The following is a 20,738-nucleotide window of genomic DNA, read 5'->3' as shown; positions in this document are numbered from 1 at the left end:
GCTCTCTTTAGGCCGTGTAGGTGACGGCTTTGACCGCTTCGATGACTTCGCCGACATTTGGCAAGGCCAGTTTTTCTAGGTTCGCCGCGTATGGCATCGGGACATCCTTGCCGGTGACACGCAGGACCGGGGCATCGAGATAATCGAAGGCCTTTTCCTGAACCTGATAAGCGATTTCAGAGGAGACCGAACACATCGGGTAAGCTTCCTCAACGGTCACGATCCGTCCTGTCTTGCGTACCGATGCCAGAACGGTATCGATATCCAGCGGACGGATGGTGCGCAGGTTGATCACTTCAGCTGAAATGCCCTGAGCGGCCAACTCGTCAGCGGCCTTGGTGGCATAAGTCATGCCAATGCCCCAGGAAACGATGGTGACATCTGCTCCAGCCCGCTCGATCTTGGCCTTGCCGATTGGCAGAACGAAATCTTCCATATCCGGGATTTCGAAAGATTGCCCGTAAAGAATCTCGTTTTCCAGGAAGATGACCGGGTTCGGGTCACGGATGGCTGCCTTCAGAAGACCTTTTGCATCTGCTGCCGAATAAGGTTGAACAACCTTAAGACCCGGAACATGAGCGTACCAAGAGGCGTAATCCTGAGAGTGCTGGGCACCGACGCGGGCAGCTGCACCATTGGGACCACGGAACACGATTGGAGCGCCCATCTGACCGCCGGACATATAAAGTGTCTTGGCAGCAGAGTTGATGATGTGGTCAATCGCCTGCATGGCGAAGTTAAAGGTCATGAACTCTATGATTGGCTTTAGACCAGACATTGCTGCGCCAACACCAAGACCGGCAAAGCCATGCTCGGTGATTGGGGTATCAATGACCCGTTTTTCGCCAAATTCAGCCAAAAGGCCCTGAGTGATCTTGTAAGCGCCCTGATATTCGGCCACTTCCTCACCCATCACAAAGACATCGCCGTCCTTGCGCATTTCCTCTGCCATCGCGTCGCGCAACGCTTCGCGCACGGTGGAGGTTTTCATGGCAGTTCCAGCCGGAATTTCCGGGTCTTCGGCAGGCTCTGAAACAACTGGAGCTGCAGCAACCGGGGCCGGAGCAGCCGGTGCCTCTGCCGCAGCTGGTGCAGGCGCTGCAGCTGGAGCAGCAGCAGCGGCATCAAGGGCGCTGGCGTCTTCGCCTTCGCCCAGAAGGATTGCGATCTTTTCGTTGACCTTGACGGCATCAGTGCCCTCAGCAATTAAAATCTTGCCAAGCGTACCTTCGTCAACGGCTTCCACTTCCATGGTTGCCTTGTCGGTTTCAATTTCGGCAATCACATCGCCAGCGGAAACGGTGTCGCCCTCGGCCTTGAGCCACTTGGCGAGCTTTCCCTCTTCCATTGTCGGCGATAGAGCCGGCATCAGAATATCAATCGGCATGGTGTCCCCCCGCCTTAAAGCAGAATATCGGTGTAAAGTTCAGATACGTCCGGTTCCGGATCGTTCTGGGCAAATTCGGCCGCTTCAGCGCAGATTGCGCGAACGTCCTTGTCGATGGCTTTCAGCTCATCTTCGGTTGCCCATTTGTTTTCCAGAATCCGCGCTTTGACCTGTTCAATCGGGTCATGCTCGTTGCGCATCTTTTGCACTTCATCTTTGGACCGGTATTTGGCCGGGTCGGACATGGAGTGCCCGCGATAGCGGTAGGTAATCATTTCAAGAATATACGGACCTTTGCCCGAGCGGCACCATTCCAGCGCTTTCTCGGAAGCTGCCATTACAGCCCGTACGTCCATGCCGTCGACCTGTTCGCCCGGAATGCCAAATGAGGCTCCGCGCTGGGAAAGGTCGGTCGTCGCAGAAGAGCGTTCAACGCTAGTGCCCATGCCATACTTGTTGTTTTCAATGACGTAGACAACCGGCAGCTTCCACAGCTCGGCCATGTTGAAGCTCTCGTAGACCTGTCCCTGATTGGACGCACCATCACCGAAGAAGGCCATGCAGACATTGCCGTTCTCGCGATATTTGTTTGCAAACCCAAGGCCGGTTCCAAGCGATACTTGAGCACCCACGATGCCATGTCCGCCATAGAAATGCTTTTCTTTGGAGAACATGTGCATGGAGCCGCCCTTGCCTTTCGACAAACCGCCGCGGCGACCGGTCAATTCGGCCATGACGCCTTTCGGGTCGAGATCCATGGCAAGCATATGGCCGTGATCACGATAGCCGGTGATCATCTGATCACCATCAACCTTGGCCATTTGCATGCCGACCACGACAGCTTCTTGACCAATGTAGAGGTGACAGAACCCGCCGATAAAGCCCATGCCATAAAGCTGGCCGGCTTTTTCTTCAAAGCGGCGGATAAGGAGCATTTCGCGATATGCGTGAAGTTCCTGATCCTTGTCGAATTCGGCGATCGCAGGCGCGGCTTTTTTGGCGGCGCTGCGGGAACGGCTAGCGGATTTACTAGCAGACGTCGTTTTCTTAGCTGTGACCATAACCCTCTTCTCGGCTTGGCGTTTCCCTTAAGACAGGTGCGAGCAAGGTATCCTGCACGGCCTGACAAACCAATCCCGCACGAAATGCGAGTATGCGGCTCTATATTGTTGTTTTTCAGGAGAGTTTCGGGATTAACTGGAAAGTAGTTAAGGACCGCAAATCAACCGATTATTCGTTAATTAATGAAGCCTGCTTTGACGGACGCAGTATAATCAGATCTTTGGGATGAACCAAGTTAAGATTTCTCCGCGCGCTTTCATCGAGCATATCCGGATCAAGACTTTCCGGGCGCAACAAACTGACACGCGAAACAAGATATTGGCGTTCTTCGACGAGCTTGTCGAGTTCTGCCTGAAGGCGCTCAACATCCCGCTCAATCTTTGCCCGCCCCACGAGACCCAGTTCGCCATTGAGCGCGTGAAAGCCGAAATAGGCAAGCGCTGACAAGGCGAGGGTCGGAACGACAAGATGGCGAAGAAACGACTGTTTCCGCTGACGGGTTTGAGCAGGCACGAATGAGACCTTAACGCGAATACAACTTGGTCACTTGGTAGGCAAATCATGCCTGCTCAGGCTTAACAGACCGTTTCCCATAATGGTAAATTCCTGTTCATTTATCGTCGCTTACGCTGCGGCTGCTAATTTTGCCAGCTTTGTCAAAACCGTTGCCGTGCCTTTCAGGCGCGCATCGGTTTTCTCCCAGTCCCTGGACAAAACGATCTTCTGATCTGGCCGGATTTTGGCCAAGACACCCTGTTCAGAGATGTAGCTGACCAGCGCTGCCGGGTTGGCGAACTCATTGTTTCGGAAGGTGATCACGATACCTTTCGGACCTGCATCAACCTTTTCGATATTGGCCTTTCTGCACAGCCCTTTGATATAAACAATCTTCAAGAGGTGTTGCACCTCGTTTGGCAATGCACCAAATCGGTCGATCATCTCCGCACCGAACGAATCAATTTCGTCAGCCTCAGTCAAATCACCCAGACGCCGATAGAGATTGAGGCGGAGCTGGAGGTCCGGAACATAGTCCTCGGGAATCAGGACAGGCGTTCCAATGTTGATCTGCGGCGACCACTGTTCTTCACCAAAGCCCTCGCCGCCATCTTTCAACTGCGCAACGGCCTCTTCCAGCATTTGCTGGTAAAGCTCAAAGCCGACTTCCTTGACATGGCCAGACTGTTCTTCGCCCAAAAGGTTACCTGCCCCACGAATATCCAGATCGTGGCTGGCCAGCTGGAACCCTGCGCCAAGTGTTTCGAGCGACTGCAACACTTTCAAACGTCGTTCGGCGGTTACAGTCAGCTTCTTGTTTGCAGGCACCGTGAACAGTGCATAGGCCCGCGTCTTGGACCGCCCTACGCGTCCACGCAACTGATAGAGCTGGGACAGCCCGAACATGTCAGCCCGGTGAACGATGAGGGTGTTGGCGGTAGGAATATCCAACCCGGATTCCACAATGGTGGTTGAAAGCAGGACGTTGTACTTGCCCTCATAGAAGGCATTCATGACGTCTTCCAGTTCGCTGGGCGGCATTTGTCCGTGTGCGACTGCCACCTTCAGCTCCGGCACCTGCTCTTCCAGAAACTGTTTTCGATCCGCAAGATCTGCCAGGCGCGGGCAAACATAGAAGCTCTGCCCGCCGCGATAATGCTCACGCAGGAGCGCTTCGCGCACCACCAGCGGATCAAACGGGGACACAAAGGTTCGAACAGCCAATCGGTCAACTGGCGGCGTTGCGATCAGCGACAGTTCGCGCACCCCGGTTAGCGCCAGTTGGAGGGTCCGCGGGATTGGGGTCGCTGACAGCGTCAGAACGTGAACATCGGATTTCAGTTCTTTCAGACGCTCCTTGTGCTTTACGCCGAAATGCTGCTCCTCATCGATGATCAGAAGCCCGAGATCCCGGAACTGGACCGTTTTGCCTAATAGCGCGTGCGTTCCAACGACAATATCAACTGTTCCGTCGGCCACACCCTTCTTCGTTTTGGTCAGCTCCCGCGTTGGCACGAGGCGCGATGCATGCGCGACATTGATCGGTAGTCCGTGGAAACGTTCGGAGAAGGTCTTGAAATGCTGACGAGATAGAAGCGTCGTTGGCACGACAACAGCCACCTGACGGCCTGACATGGCCGCGATAAAGGCAGCGCGCAAGGCAACTTCGGTTTTCCCGAATCCGACATCGCCACAAACGAGACGCTCCATTGGACGCCCTGAGGCCAAATCGTCAAAAACAGAATCGATGGCCGTTAGCTGATCGTCTGTTTCATCATAGGGAAACCGGCTGGCAAACTCGTCGTAGACACCTTCCGGTGTTTCAACCACAGGAGCAGTTTTGAGAGCACGGGCCGCTGCCGTCTTGATCAAGCCATCCGCGATTTCGAGGATGCGCTTCTTGAGCTTTGCTTTTCTCGCCTGCCATGCGCCGCCGCCCAGCTTATCCAGCTGGCTGTCACTGTCCTCAGAGCCATACCGTGACAAGAGTTCAATGTTTTCAACCGGCAAATAGAGTTTTGCCCCATCGGCATATTGAAGCTCCATACAGTCATGAGGAGCCCCGACCGCTTCAATTGTCTTCAGGCCAGTAAACCTGCCGATGCCATGCTCAACATGAACAACAAGATCGCCTTCGGACAAACCGGAAGCTTCGGTGATGACATCTGCGCCTTTTGCCTTCCGGCGGCTCTTGCGGACCAGACGGTCGCCCAGAATGTCCTGTTCGCCGACAAAGGCAATCTCGGACAGCTCAAATCCATGCTCAATGCCGAGAACACATAAAGCCGTGGTCTTTTTGGGAAGCTCTAGGACCCCTTCAAGCGTTTCAACCTCTGCAGCATTGTCCAGCCCATGATCTGAGAGGATTTGTCCCAATCGGTCACGAGAACCTTCCGACCAGCAGGCAATAACAGTTCGCTTGCCGCTCTCTTGCAGGCTTTTGACGTGCTTGGTCAGGGCGTCGAAGATGTTGACATCGCCTGCGGTCCGCTCCGCTGCAAAACTGCGCCCCTGACGCCCCTCCAGATCAATGACTGTCTTTCCGGACCCAGGCGGCGGTGTAAAAGCGTCGAGGGACGCCGTGCCCATATCCGCAAGCTGCGTCGTCCAGTCATCTGCCGGAAGATAAAGAAGGTCCGGCTCAACCGGCATGTAGGGAACCGACCCTGCAACGCTGCCCTGATGGCGTGCTTCTTCACGCGCGGAGTAATGTTCCTTGATTTGATCAGAGCGCTCGCGCACCACATCGCTTACAGACGTGTCGAGGACGATAGGTGTGCCCTCAATGTAATCGAACAGCGTTTCAAGTTTGTCGTGAAAGAGTGGCAGCCAGTGCTCCATGCCTGCATACCGCCGTCCATCACTGATCGACTGATAGAGCACGTCTTCTCGGCTGGCCGCACCAAAGCTTGCCAAATAAGAGCGGCGGAAGCGGGAAACAGCCCCTTCTGACAGAACGACTTCGCTCATAGGCACCAGATCCAGGCGCTTGAGCTGCTTCACCGTGCGTTGAGTGGCCGGATCGAATGAACGAATGGATTCCAGCGTATCACCAAAAAAATCGAGACGTACCGGTTCGCTATCGCCGGGTGCAAACAGATCCACAATCCCGCCACGGACGGCGTATTCGCCGGTTTCGCGCACGGTCGGAGTTCGCGAAAAGCCATTGCTTTCCAGCCAATTGGAGATCGCAGACATATCGATCTGGTTGCCCGGCGCCATGGTCAGCGTTTGGTTGGTCATCCATTGGCGATCGGGCACACGCTGAAGCGCTGCGTTCACGGTTGTCATCAGGACTGTCTTGCGCCCGGATTTTACTCCATGAGCCAAAGTGCCGAGCGCCAACAATCGCCGCGCACTGATTGCCGGATTCGGTGAAACGCGGTCATATGGTAAGCAGTCCCACGCGGGCAGTTGCAAGACCTCCACGTCAGGACTGAAAAAGGACAACGCTTCAGTGATCATCTGCATACGCGTTGCGTCGCGCGCGATAAACACAAGCGCAAGGCCGGTGCTGTCGCTTTCGCTGAGCAATTTCGATAAGGCATAGCTTTCAGCGCCATCCGGCACGCTGGACAGCGTGACGTTGGCCTGGTCGTTCAGCAGGCGTTCAAACACCGGTCAATCCTGAGTCGTTCGGTTTATCAGTTAGCGGGCAAATCCGCGTGATAGGCAATAATGCGGCGATAGAGCGGCCCATCCCATTCTTCAGGCAATGGTTTACGGCCTGTCATCCAGGCATAAAGGTCCTGATCATGGGCGGTAAGGATATGCTCAAGTTCGGCAAGTTCTTCTTCATTGAGCAGATCAATATGATCCTTCGCGAAGCCTCCCAGAAGGAGATCCATTTCCTTTATCCCGCGGTGCCAGCACCGAAACAGGATTTTCTTGCGACGCGGGTCGCGGTCTTCCGGTGAAACTGTGGATGAACCGGTGTCCTGTGTCGTCATTGCGCAATCCAGATATGAGATGGGAAACGATGTCTTGCGCCGCTATATAGCGCTTCGTTCGACAATTGTCAGGTCCATGGTGGTTCAGCTCGTGGATTGCTGTTCATCTCAGCCCGTGTCAGAAGTAACACTTGGTTTTCCCGCTCGTCCCAACTGTGTTCTTCCTGCATGCGTCCACCCGTTCTTGATCCGCTTTTTGCGCCTGTATCGTCCCTACCCGGTATTGGACCGAAGATCGCTAAACTGCTGACTGGCTTTTTAACCCAGAATCCGGACCGGGAAGCGACGGTTGCTGACCTTTTATTTCACTTACCGCATTCGGTGATAGATCGTCGGCACAAGCCGGGAATTGCCTATTCAGAGAACGGCGACATTGTCACGCTGGATGTAATGATTGACCGGCATCAAGCCCCTCCTCGCGGATCAAAAGCGCCTTACAAAATCACCGCGTTTGATGATACGGGCCAAATTACATTTGTCTTCTTTCATCCGCGCCGCGACTGGCTGGAAAAGATGTTCCCGGCAGGCGAACGGCGGATCGTGTCGGGCAAGGTCGAATGGTTTAACAGCCAGCCTCAAATGGTTCATCCAGATTATGTGGTTTCACCGGAAGAAGCCGATAGTTTGCCAACTCTTGAGCCCGTCTATCCGTTGACAGCCGGTCTTGCGTCCAAGACCCTTCAAAAGGGATTGGGAGCCGCAATTGATCGTATCCCTCATCTGCCCGAATGGCTCGATGCCGCCCATCAAAGACGAAATCACTGGCAGTCTTTTTCCGAGGCTCTGGTCCAAGTCCACAAACCGGACGAACGGCAGGATCTGGATCCCGAATCTCCTTGCGTCCAACGTTTGGCCTATGACGAATTGCTGGCAAGTCAGTTGGCCTTGGCCCTTGTGCGCGCACAAATGCGCCAGCTGGGAGGAATTGCCCGCGCTACAACGGGCACTCTTCAAAAGGAGGTGATCGCCGCCCTACCCTTTGAGCTCACGGCCAGTCAGCAAACGTCGATTAGCGAGATCAACGATGACTTGGCAAAACCGGTTCGGATGCTGCGACTTTTGCAAGGGGATGTAGGCTCCGGAAAAACCGTTGTCGCACTCTCAGCCCTTGCGCAGGTTATTGAAACCGGCGCGCAAGGTGCTCTTATGGCACCGACAGAAATCCTCGCCCGCCAGCATTACGCGTCCATGCTGACGCTTTGCGAAAAAGCAGGCATTCGGCTTGCCCTCTTGACCGGGAAGGACAGCGCCAAAACCCGACGGGACGTCCAGGAAAAATTGCTCTCCGGCGAGATTGACCTTGCCGTTGGAACACATGCCCTGTTTCAGGGATCGGTTGCGTTCCGCGACCTCGGGCTTGTTGTCGTCGACGAGCAACACCGTTTCGGTGTCCATCAACGCCTCGCCCTGTCTGCCAAAGGACGCGGGGTTGATGTGCTTGTAATGACGGCCACTCCGATCCCGCGCACGTTGGTGCTGACCAGTTTTGGCGATATGGACGTTTCTAGGCTAACGGATAAACCGGCAGGCCGAAAACCAATTACCACTGTCTCCGCCTCGCTAGACCGGCTCGAAGAGATTATTAGCCGTGTCGGCAATGCAATCCAGAGTGGACAAAAAGTCTACTGGATTTGCCCTCTCGTAGAAGAAAGCGAGAAAATCGATCTTGCTGCTGTAGGAGATCGGCACCGTGTTCTTGAACAGGCCCTAGGACAACCCGTCTCACTCGTTCATGGGCGCATGACAGCGGATGAGAAAGAAGCTGGCATGCAAGCCTTCAAGGGTGGAGACACACGGGTATTGGTTGCGACAACCGTCATCGAAGTTGGTGTCGATGTTCCGGACGCCACGATCATTGTGATCGAACATGCGGAAAGGTTTGGATTGGCTCAGCTGCACCAGCTGCGTGGTCGTGTTGGCCGCGGCGACAAGCCCTCCACATGCGTTTTGCTTTTTAAAGGGCCTTTGGGTGAAACTGCGTCTTCACGCTTGAACATCATGCGTCAGACCAATGACGGATTTTTGATTGCCGAAGAAGATTTGAAATTACGCGGTGGTGGTGAGATTTTGGGCACCCGTCAATCAGGCATGCCAGGTTTTCGGATAGCTGATGCGGAAAGCCATGCAGATCTTATGGAAACTGCCCGCGATGATGCACGTCTTATTCTGGACAAAGACCCGCAACTGAAATCAGAACGCGGCGAAGCGTTACGTGCTTTGCTCTATTTGTTTGGACGCGATGAAGCCATCGCCTTGTTGCGCGCCGGGTGACGCGGATCAGGCGTCTTCGTTTTCTTTCTGAAGTCGTTTGATCTGGTCATCGGACGTGGTCTTGGCCTTGCCTTCGTCGTCCATATATTCTTCCAGCATCTCCGGATAACTTGGATTTACCAAGCCAGCTGAAATGACCAGCTTAGCGGCATCTTCGACACCCATAGAAAGTTCGATGACATCGTCCTTGGGCACAAAGAGCAGAAAGCCGGAGGTTGGATTTGGCGTTGTGGGCAGGAACACCGAGACCATATCTGCCTTTTTTGCAAGGTGATGGGCAACTTCGCCCTTGGTTTCGGTTGAAATGAAGACAATCGCCCACAAGCCCCGACGCGGATATTCAAGCAAAGCCGCCTTGGTGAAGGTGCTGCCCCGCTCATCCAAAACGGTTTCGAAAATCTGCTTCAAGCCGCTGTATAGGTTTCTGACCAATGGCATGCGGCCAACGAGGGACTCGCCAAAGGAAATCAGGCTCCGGCCAGCGAAATTTGCAGCGATAAACCCAACGATTGTGAGCAGCAGGATCGCGACGATCAGGCCAAATCCGGGAATAGAAAAAGGCAGATAGGTTTCCGGATTATAGGCGCGCGGGACAAGCGGTGTTACCCATCCGTCGACCCAGTGAATGAAGGTCCAGGTCAACCAAAGGGTGATCCCGATAGGGCCTGTGATAACAAGACCCGTCAGGAAGTAGTTTCGCAGCCGCGTAAAAAAATGAATTTTGTGCGGCGCCACGGCTTCCTGCGGCTTGTTGTCTTTTCCAGTCATTCATATCGCCTGTTTTCAATGATTGACCGTCGCCAATCATCCTGTCACCACTTACATAGGAACCTATAATAGAATCCGGTATCCTTTGTGTGATTAAATTTTTCGCCATTGGTGAACAATTTAGGCCATTTGGTCTGACTTTTTAGGAGACGGTTTTTGCAACGCACCACATTCTTCGTGCTCGGGGTAGCCAACGTCGCTATAGGCGTTGTCGGTGCTGTCTTGCCACTTCTGCCGTCCACCATCTTTTTTATCATGGCTGCGGCCTGTTTTGCCCGTTCCTCTCCAGCTCTCGAAAAGAAGATCCTCGATCATCCAACCGTTGGACCCTCCGTGAAAGCATGGCGAGACCATGGGGTTATTACCCGCAAAGCAAAGGCATTTGCGGTTGGTGGAATGGCAGTTGGTTTCGGTTTGTTTTTATGGCGTGTCGAACCAGAACTCTGGCTTCTAGCGCTTGTTGCTTTGGTGTTAATGGGCTGCGCGATCTTTGTGCTCTCCCGGCCATCGGACTATGCGACAGCCGGGGAGCAAAGCTAATTTATTCTACGGTTACGGATTTTGCGAGATTGCGCGGCTGGTCTACATCTGTCCCCATAAAAACAGCGGTATGATAGGCCAGCATCTGGATCGGGAATGCGTACAAAATTGGTGCTGCGATCTCATGTGTATCCGGCATGACCAACTTGTTTTCGGCAGCATCTGTTTCTGCACCCGCCCCTTTTTCGTCTGTAATCAAAACAATGCGACCGCCACGCGCGGCGACTTCCTGCATGTTTGAAACGGTCTTTTCAAAAATTCCGTCATGTGGTGCGATGACAAAAACGGTCATGTTTTCGTCAATAAGAGCGATTGGACCGTGCTTGAGTTCCCCTGCCGCGTAACCTTCAGCATGGATGTAGGACAGCTCTTTCAGTTTCAGAGCTCCTTCAAGGGCCAAGGGGAAGTTTGTCCCACGGCCCAGATAAAGCGCATCAGAAGCCTGAGAAAGCGGGTGGGCAAGTTTTTCTATTTGCGGCTCAAGTTTCAGCACGGCGAGCGCAAGATTTGGAACGGAAGCCAAGGCTTCAACCAGCTCCCGCTCCTGTTCAGCCCCGATAACGCCACGGGCTTTTCCTGCATGCACTGCCAGAGCGGCTAGGACCGCCAATTGGCATGTAAAAGCTTTCGTGGAGGCCACACCAATTTCAGGTCCGGCAATGGTCGGGAAAACAACATCAGCCTCACGGGCTATCGTGCTTTCCGGGACATTGACCACAGCACCAATCGCCGCACCGTTTTCCTTGCAGTATCTCAAGGAGGCGAGTGTGTCTGCGGTCTCTCCAGACTGAGAGATGAAAATAGCGCAATCGGTCTCGGAAACAGGTGTTTCCCGATATCGAAACTCCGAGGCGACGTCGATTTCAACCGGCAGCCGGGCGTATTTTTCAAACCAATATTTCGCGACAAGCCCGGCGTAATAGGCTGTGCCGCAAGCTGACAAAACGATCCGATTGAGCTTGGTGAAGTCGATCGTATCCGCATTCGGAACACGGATCGCACCCGCTCCCATGTCCATGTAATGAGACAAAGTATGGCCCAGAACTTCTGGCTGCTCGTGGATTTCCTTGGCCATGAAATGGCGATAGTTGCCTTTGTCGATCATATTGGAACTGACCGACGATTGCGCCTCGGGGCGATCAACCGGCGAGTTGGCTTCGTTGAAAATCGCCAGAGAATTTCGCGTCACGACAGCCCAGTCGCCCTCTTCCAGATACGTGATCCGATCCGTGAAGGGGGATAGTGCAATGGCATCTGAACCCAGGAACATTTCGCCTTCGCCATGGCCTATTGCGAGTGGTGATCCTTTACGGGCTCCGATTAAAAGATCGTCTTCGCCTTCAAACAGGATAGCAAGTGCGAATGCGCCGGTCAGGCGTGGGAGCACATTGGCGACCGCAGATTGTGGCGACTGCCCCTTGGAGAGCTCCAGATTGATGAGATGTGCGACCACTTCGGTGTCTGTATCAGATTGGAGCGTTTCACCAGCGGCCTCGATTTCTTCGCGCAATTCGCGGAAGTTTTCGATGATGCCGTTGTGAACGATTGCCACTTTCCCGGCCGTATGCGGGTGTGCGTTGCGAACGCTGGGCGCACCATGGGTTGCCCACCGTGTGTGGCCGATACCAATCGTGCCCTCAACCGGACCTTGTTGAAGCGCAGTGTCAAGATTGCGAAGCTTGCCTTCTGCGCGCTTCCGCATGATTGCGCCATTGTTGAGTGTCGCAACACCGGCTGAATCATAGCCGCGGTATTCCAAGCGTTTCAGGGCATCCACCAAAAGAGGTGCAACCGGCTCACGCCCCAAAATTCCAACAATACCGCACATGCGCTTCTACCTTCATAGAATTTCATCAATGACAGCATCCCTTAAACGGTCGTCTTGCCGTTTAGAAATCAAACCCTGTTGCAAAAAATGACAGGACTGCTGTTCTAATTATCGCGTTGGCGAAAGGCCGAGCTATTTGCTTTGCTTTTGGGCCTTGAAGCGCGACCGAAGGACGTTGGCGCGGCCCTCCAGTTCGCTTTGGCGGCTTCGACCGACTGCCAAAGCGTTTTCAGAGACCGCTTTGGTAATGGTGCTGCCGGCTGCGATGAAAGCCCCATCTCCCAGTGTGACCGGAGCAACCAATGTGCTATTGGATCCAACGAAACAATCGCTGCCAATCTCCGTTTTGTGTTTGTTGAAGCCGTCGTAATTGCAGGTGATTGTGCCAGCACCAATATTTGTGCGAGCACCGACACTGGCATCGCCGACATAGGACAAGTGATTGACTTTTGCCCCTTTCTCCACGGCAGCGTTTTTCATTTCTACAAAATTGCCGACACGGTTATTGCCTTCCAGATTTGTCCCCGGTCGCAAACGAGCATAAGGACCAATTTGGCTTTCTGCGCCAACAACTGCGCCTTCAAGGTGGCTGAACGCACGTATCCGGCTCCCGGTTTCAATTCGAACACCCGGCCCGAAAACTACATTTGGCTCAACAACGACGTCCTGAGCAATCCGGGTGTCATGGGAAAAATAGACGCTGGCGGGGTCCTGAAGGGTGACCCCACGAGCCATCGCCTCCAGACGTTTTCGCTGCTGGAAAACCGCCTCACAGTCGCTGAGCTGCGCGCGAGTGTTGATGCCTTGCAGGTCTTCTTCCGGTGCGTTGACTGCGACGACCTTAAGACCAGAAGCGTTTGCCAGTTCCACTGCATCAGTCAGGTAATACTCACCATTCGCAGTGTCATTTCCGATTTGATCCAGAAGCGCAAGAACCTTTGACCCCGCAAATCCCATGATGCCCGAATTGCAAAATGTGACTTCACGTTCTTCGTCACTTGCATCTTTTTCCTCTCGGATCGCGAGAAGCTGTTCACCCTTCATCAAAAGACGCCCATAGCCAAATGGATTGGCGGTTTCAAAGCCGACGACAACCAGATCCGCACCTGCTGCCAAAGCTCCAAGAACTTCACTGATCATGTCGGTTGTTATGAGAGGAGTATCGCCGAAGAGGATGAGAACATCATCATGTTCTTCTTCAAGCACTTCGCGAGCGGCAAGCGCGGCATGGGCCGTCCCGAGACGGTCGACCTGTGTAAAGCACTGAGCGCCTTCTGAAAGGTTAGCGACGGTCTTCTCAAGCTCCGGCATATCCGGCCCAACCACAACTGCGGTTTCTTTCACGCCGGACGCTGAAAGGGCTTTTAGAACATGCCCCACAAGCGGCAGGTTCCCAATTTCATGCATGACTTTCGGCATTGAGGACCGCATCCGCGTGCCAAGGCCAGCAGCAAGAACGATGGAGAGGCAGGAGCGATCAGACATTCAGAAGGTCCCGATTAGTGTGGAATTTGCGGATGGTATGCCCTGATTTTTGATTTAGTGAAAGTTCTCAGGGGGCATCTTCCTAACGTTCGTTGTTCATTAACCCTAAATGGGATGAAATGCAGCTTGGTTCGTAAGAGATTCGTTTTAGTTGACCGGGAAGCCGTTCATTGCAGGACCCAAAGGGCAAAAAGTCCAAACGAGAGGAAGTTCGAGAAACGTTCACGCCGCAGCGCCTTTCTGTGGCGAGTTGGGCTGTGGCTGCGATTCTGTTTGGCACAGTTGGAATGGCCTCTTTCAAGTTTTCGCATGATCCGTCGAATTTTGATCAACGGTTCATGGCCGGTGGTGGCGGCCTGCCACTGCCTGCAGCGGGTCCTGTATCAACAACTGCATCGGTTTCAAATGCCTACAATATCGAAGTGGCTGATCCTCAAACTGATGCTGTGACCAGTATTGGACAAAAGGAAATCGACAGCCATCTGGAGACTTTGCAGCTGCAAATCGCTGCGATGCGTCGGCGCATCGAAACATTAAGCGAGCAAAACCGGGTCTACTCTACACGAATAGCAGCGTTGGAACGCGACTTGCGGCCCGGCGAAGCGATGATGACAGGCTCAGCCCCTAAGCCATCAGAAAGCATGACGATTGGAACTGCCGTCCAAGAGGACGCGACGAAAACCACTGGCCGTGAGACTGCGCATGCCAAGCCCATTTCTCCCGACAAACTTGAAACAAATTTGAAAGCAGCGAATACCGATACGGAATTCAAGCTTCCTCAGCAGCCTGTAAGATTGGTCAAACTGCCAGACGCGACAGGCACTCCTCAGGCGACGGGTTCCATTCCATCGGAAGCCGTTGTGACAACACCGCCTGAGAGCAAGCCGCAGATTGTACAGCCGTCCAAACCAGTTGGGCGGTTTGGGGGGGCTGGCGCTTCAGGATTGAACAGTTCAACCTTTGGCGCGGCAGTCGGTACCTATGAGAGCCGTGAAGGCGCTATGGTTGCTTGGTCTGAGTTCAAGTACCAAAACGAAGAACGCATGCGTGATCTTGAAGCCATGGTTGCACCGGGGCGTGATGGTGGCGAAAGTGTGACCCTGCTTGTCGGTCCATTCGGAAACGCCGCGGACGCAGCCGTTGCGTGTTTGCGCCTTCTTGAAGTCAGCGACAAATGCCACCCGGCGTTGTTTACTGGAGAACCGCTGGGCGAGATCCCAACAAACACGGCGCAGAACTAGGTTTTACGGCCAATCTGCGCCGTATTTTCTAGCCGATATTCTGGAAGACCGGGAACGTCTCCAAGAGCCAGTAGGACAAAACAGCCATTTGACCGGTCAAGAACATGACACCGGTGAGAACCAGTACCACGCCCATTCCCTTTTCCACTGTTCCCATATGTTTCCGGAACTTCTTCATGAAGTTGAGAAACGGTCCGGCAAATAGTGCGGCCAAGAGAAACGGTATGCCAAGCCCCAGCGCGTAGGCGCTCAACAATATCGCCCCCTGCCCCGTTGTTTCTTCTGAACCTGCAACGAAAAGGATGGTGGCGAGGATCGGGCCAACACACGGTGTCCAGCCAAAAGCAAAGGCAAGACCCATCAGATAAGCGCCGACATGTCCTGCGGGCTTGCGCTCCACTTGCACGCGCGCTTCCTGATACAGAAATCCGATTTTGAAAACACCTAGGAAGTGCAAGCCCATGACGATGATAAGTGCGCCTGCGATATAGCTCAGATACTGAAGATATTGACTGACAAACTGGCCAATCAAGCTGGCGCTGGCCCCCAGAATAACGAAGACGGTTGAGAACCCGGCCACAAAAGCCAAGGCAGTGAAAAAGACCTTGCGGGTCGCGGCCTGATCAACGTCTTCTCCAGACAATTCCTCCAAGGACACGCCAGCCAGATATCCAAGATACGGCGGAACCAACGGCAAGACGCAGGGCGAAATGAATGACAATACGCCTGCGAGCAGAGCGCCCAATAGGGTAACTTCCTGCAACATGTTGGTTTTTCATCCTCTCACTATTCAGTCTTACAGCTGGGTTTAGTGCATTTTGGTGCTGTCAAAAAGACACAGGCCCCTCACCATTGCGAGAGGCCTGTTTGACGCAGGTTGGCCAAAATGTCGTTTGCGCTGTTAAGTGCGCACCACCATGACCGACTGATTGGCATGGCGCACAACCCGCGCAGCATTTGGACCAAGCAAATAGTCCTTCAGCTCCGGGCGAGGCGATGACAGTACGATGAGGTCGCTATTCAGCTTGTCCGCCGTCTTAGCTATCTCCTCATAGATCGTGCCATGGGCAATATGACCCTTGATCGTCTGATTATGCGGATTGTGCTCTTCCAGAAACGCCTTGAGCATCTCCCCTGCTTTTTCCAACGCCTGAGCTTCATAGTCCTTGGAAAAGAAGCTTCCAACAATGGATTTACCAAAGTCTGGCACCACGGTGACAACGTGCAGCTCTGCCCCGAAGGTCAGAGCCAGTTTTTCTGCTGTGGGCAGCGCCTTGTTCCAGGAACTTTCTTCACCCAGATCAATCGGGACAAGTATCGATTTATACATGGATCAGCTCCTTAAAACGCAGGTACATCTGTCCGCCGCCGTTGCAGGGCGACGATCAGGATCAGGAGAAGAACAGCAGGAATATAGAAGACTTCCTTCGCCATCCGCTCAGCTGGTGTTTGAACCGTCAGTACTTCCACCGGGTTATCGGCGTAGAAGTCGAAGTCCTGCATTTTTTCAAACATCAATGTACCCGGGAACGGCTCTTCCAGGATCGCTTTGCCATCTTCGTCCATATAGCTGACGCCCAGCTTTTTCAGACGTGCTTCCCCGTCAGCCTCTTCGCCCAAAGGCAAAACAAGCGTCAAGTCCACGATCTTATCCGTGTCATCGAAGTCAGGCCCTCGAACAATGAACCGAAGATTTCCGTCGGCCGGTTCAGCACCTGCAATTTGGGCAATTTCCGTACCCGGCTGATTGACGAATGGCGCTTCGACATAATCCAGCCAGAAACCTGGACGGAACAGCGTGAAGGCGATCAGGAGCAAAGCGACACTTTCCCATATCTTGCTGCGCGCAAAGAAATATCCTTGCGTTGCCGCAGCAAATAACATCATCGCCACCACCGCGACGACGAAGATGAACACTGCCTTTGCAGGTCCAACGTCAATCAGGAGAAGTTCGGTGTTGAAGATGAAGAGGAATGGCAACAGCGCGGTCCGGATGTCATAGGCAAAGCCTTGAATACCAGTCTTGATTGGATCACCGCCCGATATCGCTGCGGCCGCGAAGGCCGCAAGACCCACCGGTGGAGTGTCATCTGCCAAGATACCGAAATAGAACACGAACAGGTGCACTGCCACGAGTGGCACAATCAGTCCCGACTGAGCACCGACGGTGACAATCACTGGCGCCATCAGAGACGAAACAACCATGTAATTGGCAGTCGTTGGAAGGCCCATCCCGAGGATAAGGCTCATCACGGCGACCAACAGCAGCATGATCATCAGGTTGCCGCCGGATAGGAACTCAACGAGCTCGCCAACCACCTGGTGAGCACCAGTCAGAGAAACCGTACCAACAATCACGCCGGCAGCCCCTGTTGCGACACTGATCCCGATCATGTTCCGGGACCCGGCAATCATGCCGTCAAAGAGATCCTGACCACCCCGTTTAAAGCCCTCAGCCAATGATCCGCTTTTACGGAAGAGAGACTTCAACGGATGTTGGGTCAGCAAGATTGTGATCATCGCAACCGTGGCCCAGTATGCCGATAGGGTTGGCGACAGACGCTCAATGAGGATGCACCAGAGCAGGATCACAATCGGCAATAAGAAGTGAAAGCCCGTAACGGCAACATCCCATGGACGCGGCAGAACTTTCATCGGTGCGTTCGGATCGTCAACTTCCAGATCAGGGCGCTGAGAGGCCACGTAAACCAGAAACAGATATGCCGCGCCAAACAGCAGGACCGCCGTTGCGAATGTCAGATTCGGGAAAGCTACCTTGATCCAGCCGAGGCCGAAGTAAACGGCTGCTGCCAGAACGGCCATTGCGATGAAACCGAACAACACACCTGACAGCCGCTGTGCTATGCCAACGAGTGCTGGCGGGCGTTCCATGCCTTTCAGGCCGAGTTTCAGGGCCTCAAGGTGAACGATATAGACCAACGCGATGTAGGAGATCACCGCAGGCAACAATGCGTGCTTGAGAAGCGTCGGATAAGCAACGCCGGTGAATTCGGCGATCAGGAAGGCTGCTGCCCCCATCACCGGTGGAGTCAGCTGGCCGTTTGTCGAGGACGCAACCTCAACGGCACCAGCTTTTTCTGGCTTGAAGCCGGTCCGTTTCATCAACGGGATTGTAAAGGTTCCGGTGGTCACCACATTGGCGATGGAAGATCCAGAGTACAGACCCGACAAGGCGGATGCCACAACGGCGGCTTTTGCAGGTCCGCCGCGTAGATGGCCGAGAAGTGCAAAGGCTAACTTGATGAAGTAGTTGCCAGCTCCAGCACGTTCCAAGAGCGAACCGAAAAGAACAAACAGGAAGATCATCGACGCAGAAACACCGAGAGCAACGCCAAAGACACCTTCTGTTTGCATCCAGAAGTGCCAGAGCGCTTTTCCGAAAGAGGCCCCCTTCCACTGCACGGCATCCGGCAGGAAGGAATAGTGGCCAAAGAACACGTAGCAAACGAAAACCGATGCCACGATCACCAGCGGCAGCCCCAAAGTGCGGTAGACCGCAATACCAAGGCTGATCATGCCAATCGTCGAGAACACCAAATCAGAAGTTGTCGGCAATCCGGCACGCCCAGAGATGTCTTCCTTAAAAACAAGAAGATAAAGGCAGGACGAGGCAGCAATCAGCGCCAATGCCCAGTCATAGACGGGAACGGAATTTCGCGCACTTCCCTTGAAGAGCGGATAAGCCTGCATGGCGAGCGCCAGACCGAAGGCCAAGTGAATTTGTCGGGTCTCCTGATTGTTGAAGACCACGTTCACCCCGAGCCATTCCGTCAGGACAAAAGGTATTGTCGAAGTGACATAGAGCTGAAAGATCGCCCAAACCAGGGCCAGGCCCAAAATGAACTTACCGGCAAAACCGGCTGCATTGCGCGAGCCGCTTTCCACTTCTGCGACCATCATATCGACGTCGACTTTGGAATCCTTGTTGGCCTCTTCCGCCATTATATCCCCCGGACGAGTTAATCGTTCAGTTTTTTATGAGTTGCACAGGTCATGTCAGCGCTGGGAGCAGCTGGATGCAGGTTGCTTTAAGTCGAGCCCTGCTTTTCTTCGTTTTTTGTGAGAAAACAGGTCAGGCGATGTCTCGCCTGACCTGCATGAACGGGCTTACTGCCAGCCGCGCTCAGCGTAGTATTTCGCCGCACCTGCATGGACTGGAGCAGAAAGACCGTCCTTGGCCATTTCCTCTTCCTTCAGGTTTGCGAATGCCGGGTGCAGACCTTTGAAGTCGCTGAAGTTTTCGAAGACACCCTTAACAACGGTGTAGACAACTTCATCCGGAACCTTTGCAGAAGTCACGAAAGTTGCGCCAACGCCGAAGGTTGTGACGTCGTTATCGGTGCCCTTGTACATGCCACCTGGAACAGTAGCAGAGCGGTAGTAAGGGTTGTCTGCGATCAGCTTTTCGATTGGCTCACCAGCAACAGAAACGAGCTCAACGTCACATGTCGTAGCTGCTTCGGTCACAGCTGCTGCCGGGTGACCGATGGTGTAGATCATTGCGTCGATCTTGCCGTCGCAAAGAGCCTGAGCCATTTCAGAACCCTTCAGCTCGGACGCAAGAGCAAAGTCGTCCATGGCGATGCCGAATGCATCCATGACAACTTCCATTGTGGCGCGCTGTCCGGAACCCGGGTTACCAACGTTGACCTTTTTGCCTTTCAGGTCAGCAAAACCTTCGATGCCGGTGCCCTTGCGAACGATGAGGGTGAACGGCTCTGGGTGAACTGAGAAAACCGCACGAAGGTCTTCGAATTTGCCCTGATCTTCAAACTTGGAAGTGCCGTTATAGGCATGGAACTGCCAGTCAGACTGAGCGACACCGAATTCCAGTTCGCCAGCGCGAATGGTGTTGATGTTGTAAACGGAGCCACCAGTCGACTCGACTGAACAACGAATGCCATGCTCCTTGCGGTTCTTGTTCACAAGACGGCAAATCGCACCACCGGTTGGGTAGTAAACGCCTGTGACACCGCCGGTGCCGATGGAAATGAACTGCTGCTCTGCAGCATTTGCTGCGCCAAAGGTGCCTGCGATCATAGCGGCGCCAAGGGCAAGGCTAGCAAATTTCATGAGATAACCTCCGATTATTGTTATGGCCAATTTGACCAACCGACGAAAGTCGGATGCGGAAGCTAACCAAAAACGCCGCCTATATAAAACCCTTAGGGTCAGGACCCATGGCTCCGTTGTTTGGTTGGAACAACATGTGCGCATGATTTCATGGAACGGCGAAGAAGCCTTCTACGCTACTGTCCTCGACATCACAGACCGTAAGCGTCAGGAGCAACAAATCGCCCTCAATGCAAACTATGACTCTGTGACTGGCTTGCCCAACCGCTATCTGTTTCTTGATCGACTTAAGCAGGCAATCGGCAGAGCCCAATCCAAGCATGAGAAATGCACTCTCTTGTTTCTGGATGTAGATCGCTTCAAGTCCATCAACGAAACCCTTGGTCATGAAGCTGGAGATCAACTCCTGGCCAACATCGCGTGGCGGGTGCAACAGATATTGGGACCGAGCGAATCAGCAGCCCGCCTTGGCGGCGATCAAATCGGGGTCTTGCTCAACACGGTTAAAGATAGCTGGGATGCAGAACAAAAGCACTTGGTCTTTTGGAAGCCGTTTCCGCTGCCCGACCCGGTGACGTTGAAACCAATCACCTAGCGACAGCAAGCGTTGGCATTGC

General features: G+C 53.8%; 16 protein-coding genes. 4 read left to right on the top strand and 12 right to left on the bottom strand.

Annotated elements, in window-relative coordinates; genetic code table 11:
* Positions 1-7: 7 nt before the first annotated feature.
* The 5 genes from TRICHSKD4_RS03700 to TRICHSKD4_RS03680 all read right to left on the bottom strand — a co-directional run bounded on the left by TRICHSKD4_RS03700 (position 8) and on the right by TRICHSKD4_RS03680 (position 6,894).
* The gene (locus tag TRICHSKD4_RS03700) at positions 8-1,387 is read right to left on the bottom strand and encodes a pyruvate dehydrogenase complex E1 component subunit beta (RefSeq protein ID WP_009466072.1); all 1,380 of its coding nucleotides are present in this window, start codon (positions 1,385-1,387) and stop codon (positions 8-10) included.
* A gap of 14 nt (positions 1,388-1,401) precedes the next feature.
* Entirely contained in the window at positions 1,402-2,448 is a 1,047-nt protein-coding gene (gene pdhA, locus TRICHSKD4_RS03695; protein WP_009466071.1) for a pyruvate dehydrogenase (acetyl-transferring) E1 component subunit alpha, read from the bottom strand.
* A 169-nt stretch (positions 2,449-2,617) separates the two neighbouring features.
* Positions 2,618-2,962, bottom strand: a complete 345-nt coding sequence (locus tag TRICHSKD4_RS03690; protein WP_009466070.1) for a septum formation initiator family protein — start codon at positions 2,960-2,962, stop codon at positions 2,618-2,620.
* Between the two features lie 111 nt (positions 2,963-3,073).
* On the bottom strand, positions 3,074-6,562 hold the full coding sequence (gene mfd, locus TRICHSKD4_RS03685; protein WP_009466069.1) for a transcription-repair coupling factor: 3,489 nt from the start codon (positions 6,560-6,562) through the stop codon (positions 3,074-3,076).
* 26 nt (positions 6,563-6,588) lie between these two features.
* Positions 6,589-6,894, bottom strand: coding sequence for a succinate dehydrogenase assembly factor 2 (locus TRICHSKD4_RS03680; RefSeq protein WP_009466068.1), 306 nt, complete (start codon positions 6,892-6,894; stop codon positions 6,589-6,591).
* A gap of 168 nt (positions 6,895-7,062) precedes the next feature.
* Here TRICHSKD4_RS03680 and recG point away from each other — a divergent pair, with 168 nt between their 5' ends.
* Positions 7,063-9,165, top strand: coding sequence for an ATP-dependent DNA helicase RecG (gene recG / locus TRICHSKD4_RS03675; protein WP_009466067.1), 2,103 nt, complete (start codon positions 7,063-7,065; stop codon positions 9,163-9,165).
* Between the two features lie 6 nt (positions 9,166-9,171).
* Here the strand turns inward: recG and TRICHSKD4_RS03670 are convergent, their stop codons facing one another.
* Complete coding sequence (locus TRICHSKD4_RS03670) at positions 9,172-9,933, bottom strand: DUF502 domain-containing protein (RefSeq protein WP_009466066.1); 762 nt, start codon at positions 9,931-9,933, stop codon at positions 9,172-9,174.
* Positions 9,934-10,089: 156 nt separating this feature from the next.
* Here TRICHSKD4_RS03670 and TRICHSKD4_RS03665 point away from each other — a divergent pair, with 156 nt between their 5' ends.
* Positions 10,090-10,473 (top strand): YbaN family protein, encoded by a 384-nt coding sequence (locus TRICHSKD4_RS03665; protein WP_009466065.1) that lies wholly within the window; start codon positions 10,090-10,092, stop codon positions 10,471-10,473.
* 1 nt (position 10,474) lies between these two features.
* Here TRICHSKD4_RS03665 and glmS read toward each other — a convergent pair whose 3' ends face one another.
* Together glmS and glmU are read right to left on the bottom strand one after the other, a co-directional pair.
* Positions 10,475-12,301, bottom strand: a complete 1,827-nt coding sequence (glmS, locus tag TRICHSKD4_RS03660; protein ID WP_009466064.1) for a glutamine--fructose-6-phosphate transaminase (isomerizing) — start codon at positions 12,299-12,301, stop codon at positions 10,475-10,477.
* Between the two features lie 132 nt (positions 12,302-12,433).
* Positions 12,434-13,786: a bifunctional UDP-N-acetylglucosamine diphosphorylase/glucosamine-1-phosphate N-acetyltransferase GlmU gene (gene glmU, locus TRICHSKD4_RS03655; protein ID WP_009466063.1), complete on the bottom strand. Its 1,353-nt coding sequence runs from the start codon at positions 13,784-13,786 to the stop codon at positions 12,434-12,436.
* 170 nt (positions 13,787-13,956) lie between these two features.
* Between glmU and TRICHSKD4_RS03650 the strand changes: the two genes are divergently transcribed.
* Positions 13,957-15,027: a hypothetical protein gene (locus TRICHSKD4_RS03650; protein ID WP_009466062.1), complete on the top strand. Its 1,071-nt coding sequence runs from the start codon at positions 13,957-13,959 to the stop codon at positions 15,025-15,027.
* 28 nt (positions 15,028-15,055) lie between these two features.
* Here TRICHSKD4_RS03650 and TRICHSKD4_RS03645 read toward each other — a convergent pair whose 3' ends face one another.
* From TRICHSKD4_RS03645 to TRICHSKD4_RS03630, 4 genes are all read right to left on the bottom strand, one after another.
* Positions 15,056-15,793, bottom strand: coding sequence for a cytochrome c biogenesis CcdA family protein (locus tag TRICHSKD4_RS03645; RefSeq protein WP_009466061.1), 738 nt, complete (start codon positions 15,791-15,793; stop codon positions 15,056-15,058).
* A 135-nt stretch (positions 15,794-15,928) separates the two neighbouring features.
* Positions 15,929-16,357, bottom strand: coding sequence for a universal stress protein (locus tag TRICHSKD4_RS03640; protein ID WP_009466060.1), 429 nt, complete (start codon positions 16,355-16,357; stop codon positions 15,929-15,931).
* Positions 16,358-16,368: 11 nt separating this feature from the next.
* Positions 16,369-18,990 carry a TRAP transporter permease gene (locus tag TRICHSKD4_RS03635; protein WP_009466059.1) on the bottom strand — a complete coding sequence of 874 codons (2,622 nt, stop codon included), beginning with the start codon at positions 18,988-18,990 and terminating at the stop codon, positions 16,369-16,371.
* A gap of 165 nt (positions 18,991-19,155) precedes the next feature.
* Positions 19,156-20,121 carry a TAXI family TRAP transporter solute-binding subunit gene (locus TRICHSKD4_RS03630; RefSeq protein WP_009466058.1) on the bottom strand — a complete coding sequence of 322 codons (966 nt, stop codon included), beginning with the start codon at positions 20,119-20,121 and terminating at the stop codon, positions 19,156-19,158.
* A gap of 22 nt (positions 20,122-20,143) precedes the next feature.
* Between TRICHSKD4_RS03630 and TRICHSKD4_RS03625 the strand changes: the two genes are divergently transcribed.
* Positions 20,144-20,716, top strand: a complete 573-nt coding sequence (locus tag TRICHSKD4_RS03625; protein WP_009466057.1) for a diguanylate cyclase domain-containing protein — start codon at positions 20,144-20,146, stop codon at positions 20,714-20,716.
* Positions 20,717-20,738 lie beyond the last annotated feature (22 nt).

Origin of the sequence: Roseibium sp. TrichSKD4, from assembly GCF_000148725.1 — a bacterium.
GTDB lineage: Bacteria > Pseudomonadota > Alphaproteobacteria > Rhizobiales > Stappiaceae > Roseibium.
Note: the sequence above shows the minus strand (reverse complement) of the source record. Positions and strands in the feature narration are given on the sequence as shown.

Bases quoted from the DNA above. Each gene is read 5' to 3' on its own strand.
- glmU (WP_009466063.1), bottom strand. From the start codon at position 13,786: ATGTCTGATCGCTCCTGCCTCTCCATCGTTCTTGCTGCTGGCCTTGGC.
- TRICHSKD4_RS03645 (WP_009466061.1), bottom strand. From the start codon at position 15,793: ATGTTGCAGGAAGTTACCCTATTGGGCGCTCTGCTCGCAGGCGTATTG.
- TRICHSKD4_RS03630 (WP_009466058.1), bottom strand. From the start codon at position 20,121: ATGAAATTTGCTAGCCTTGCCCTTGGCGCCGCTATGATCGCAGGCACC.
- TRICHSKD4_RS03640 (WP_009466060.1), bottom strand. From the start codon at position 16,357: ATGTATAAATCGATACTTGTCCCGATTGATCTGGGTGAAGAAAGTTCC.
- TRICHSKD4_RS03680 (WP_009466068.1), bottom strand. From the start codon at position 6,894: ATGACGACACAGGACACCGGTTCATCCACAGTTTCACCGGAAGACCGC.
- TRICHSKD4_RS03625 (WP_009466057.1), top strand. From the start codon at position 20,144: ATGGCCAATTTGACCAACCGACGAAAGTCGGATGCGGAAGCTAACCAA.
- recG (WP_009466067.1), top strand. From the start codon at position 7,063: ATGCGTCCACCCGTTCTTGATCCGCTTTTTGCGCCTGTATCGTCCCTA.
- glmS (WP_009466064.1), bottom strand. From the start codon at position 12,301: ATGTGCGGTATTGTTGGAATTTTGGGGCGTGAGCCGGTTGCACCTCTT.
- TRICHSKD4_RS03700 (WP_009466072.1), bottom strand. From the start codon at position 1,387: ATGCCGATTGATATTCTGATGCCGGCTCTATCGCCGACAATGGAAGAG.
- pdhA (WP_009466071.1), bottom strand. From the start codon at position 2,448: ATGGTCACAGCTAAGAAAACGACGTCTGCTAGTAAATCCGCTAGCCGT.
- TRICHSKD4_RS03670 (WP_009466066.1), bottom strand. From the start codon at position 9,933: ATGACTGGAAAAGACAACAAGCCGCAGGAAGCCGTGGCGCCGCACAAA.
- TRICHSKD4_RS03635 (WP_009466059.1), bottom strand. From the start codon at position 18,990: ATGGCGGAAGAGGCCAACAAGGATTCCAAAGTCGACGTCGATATGATG.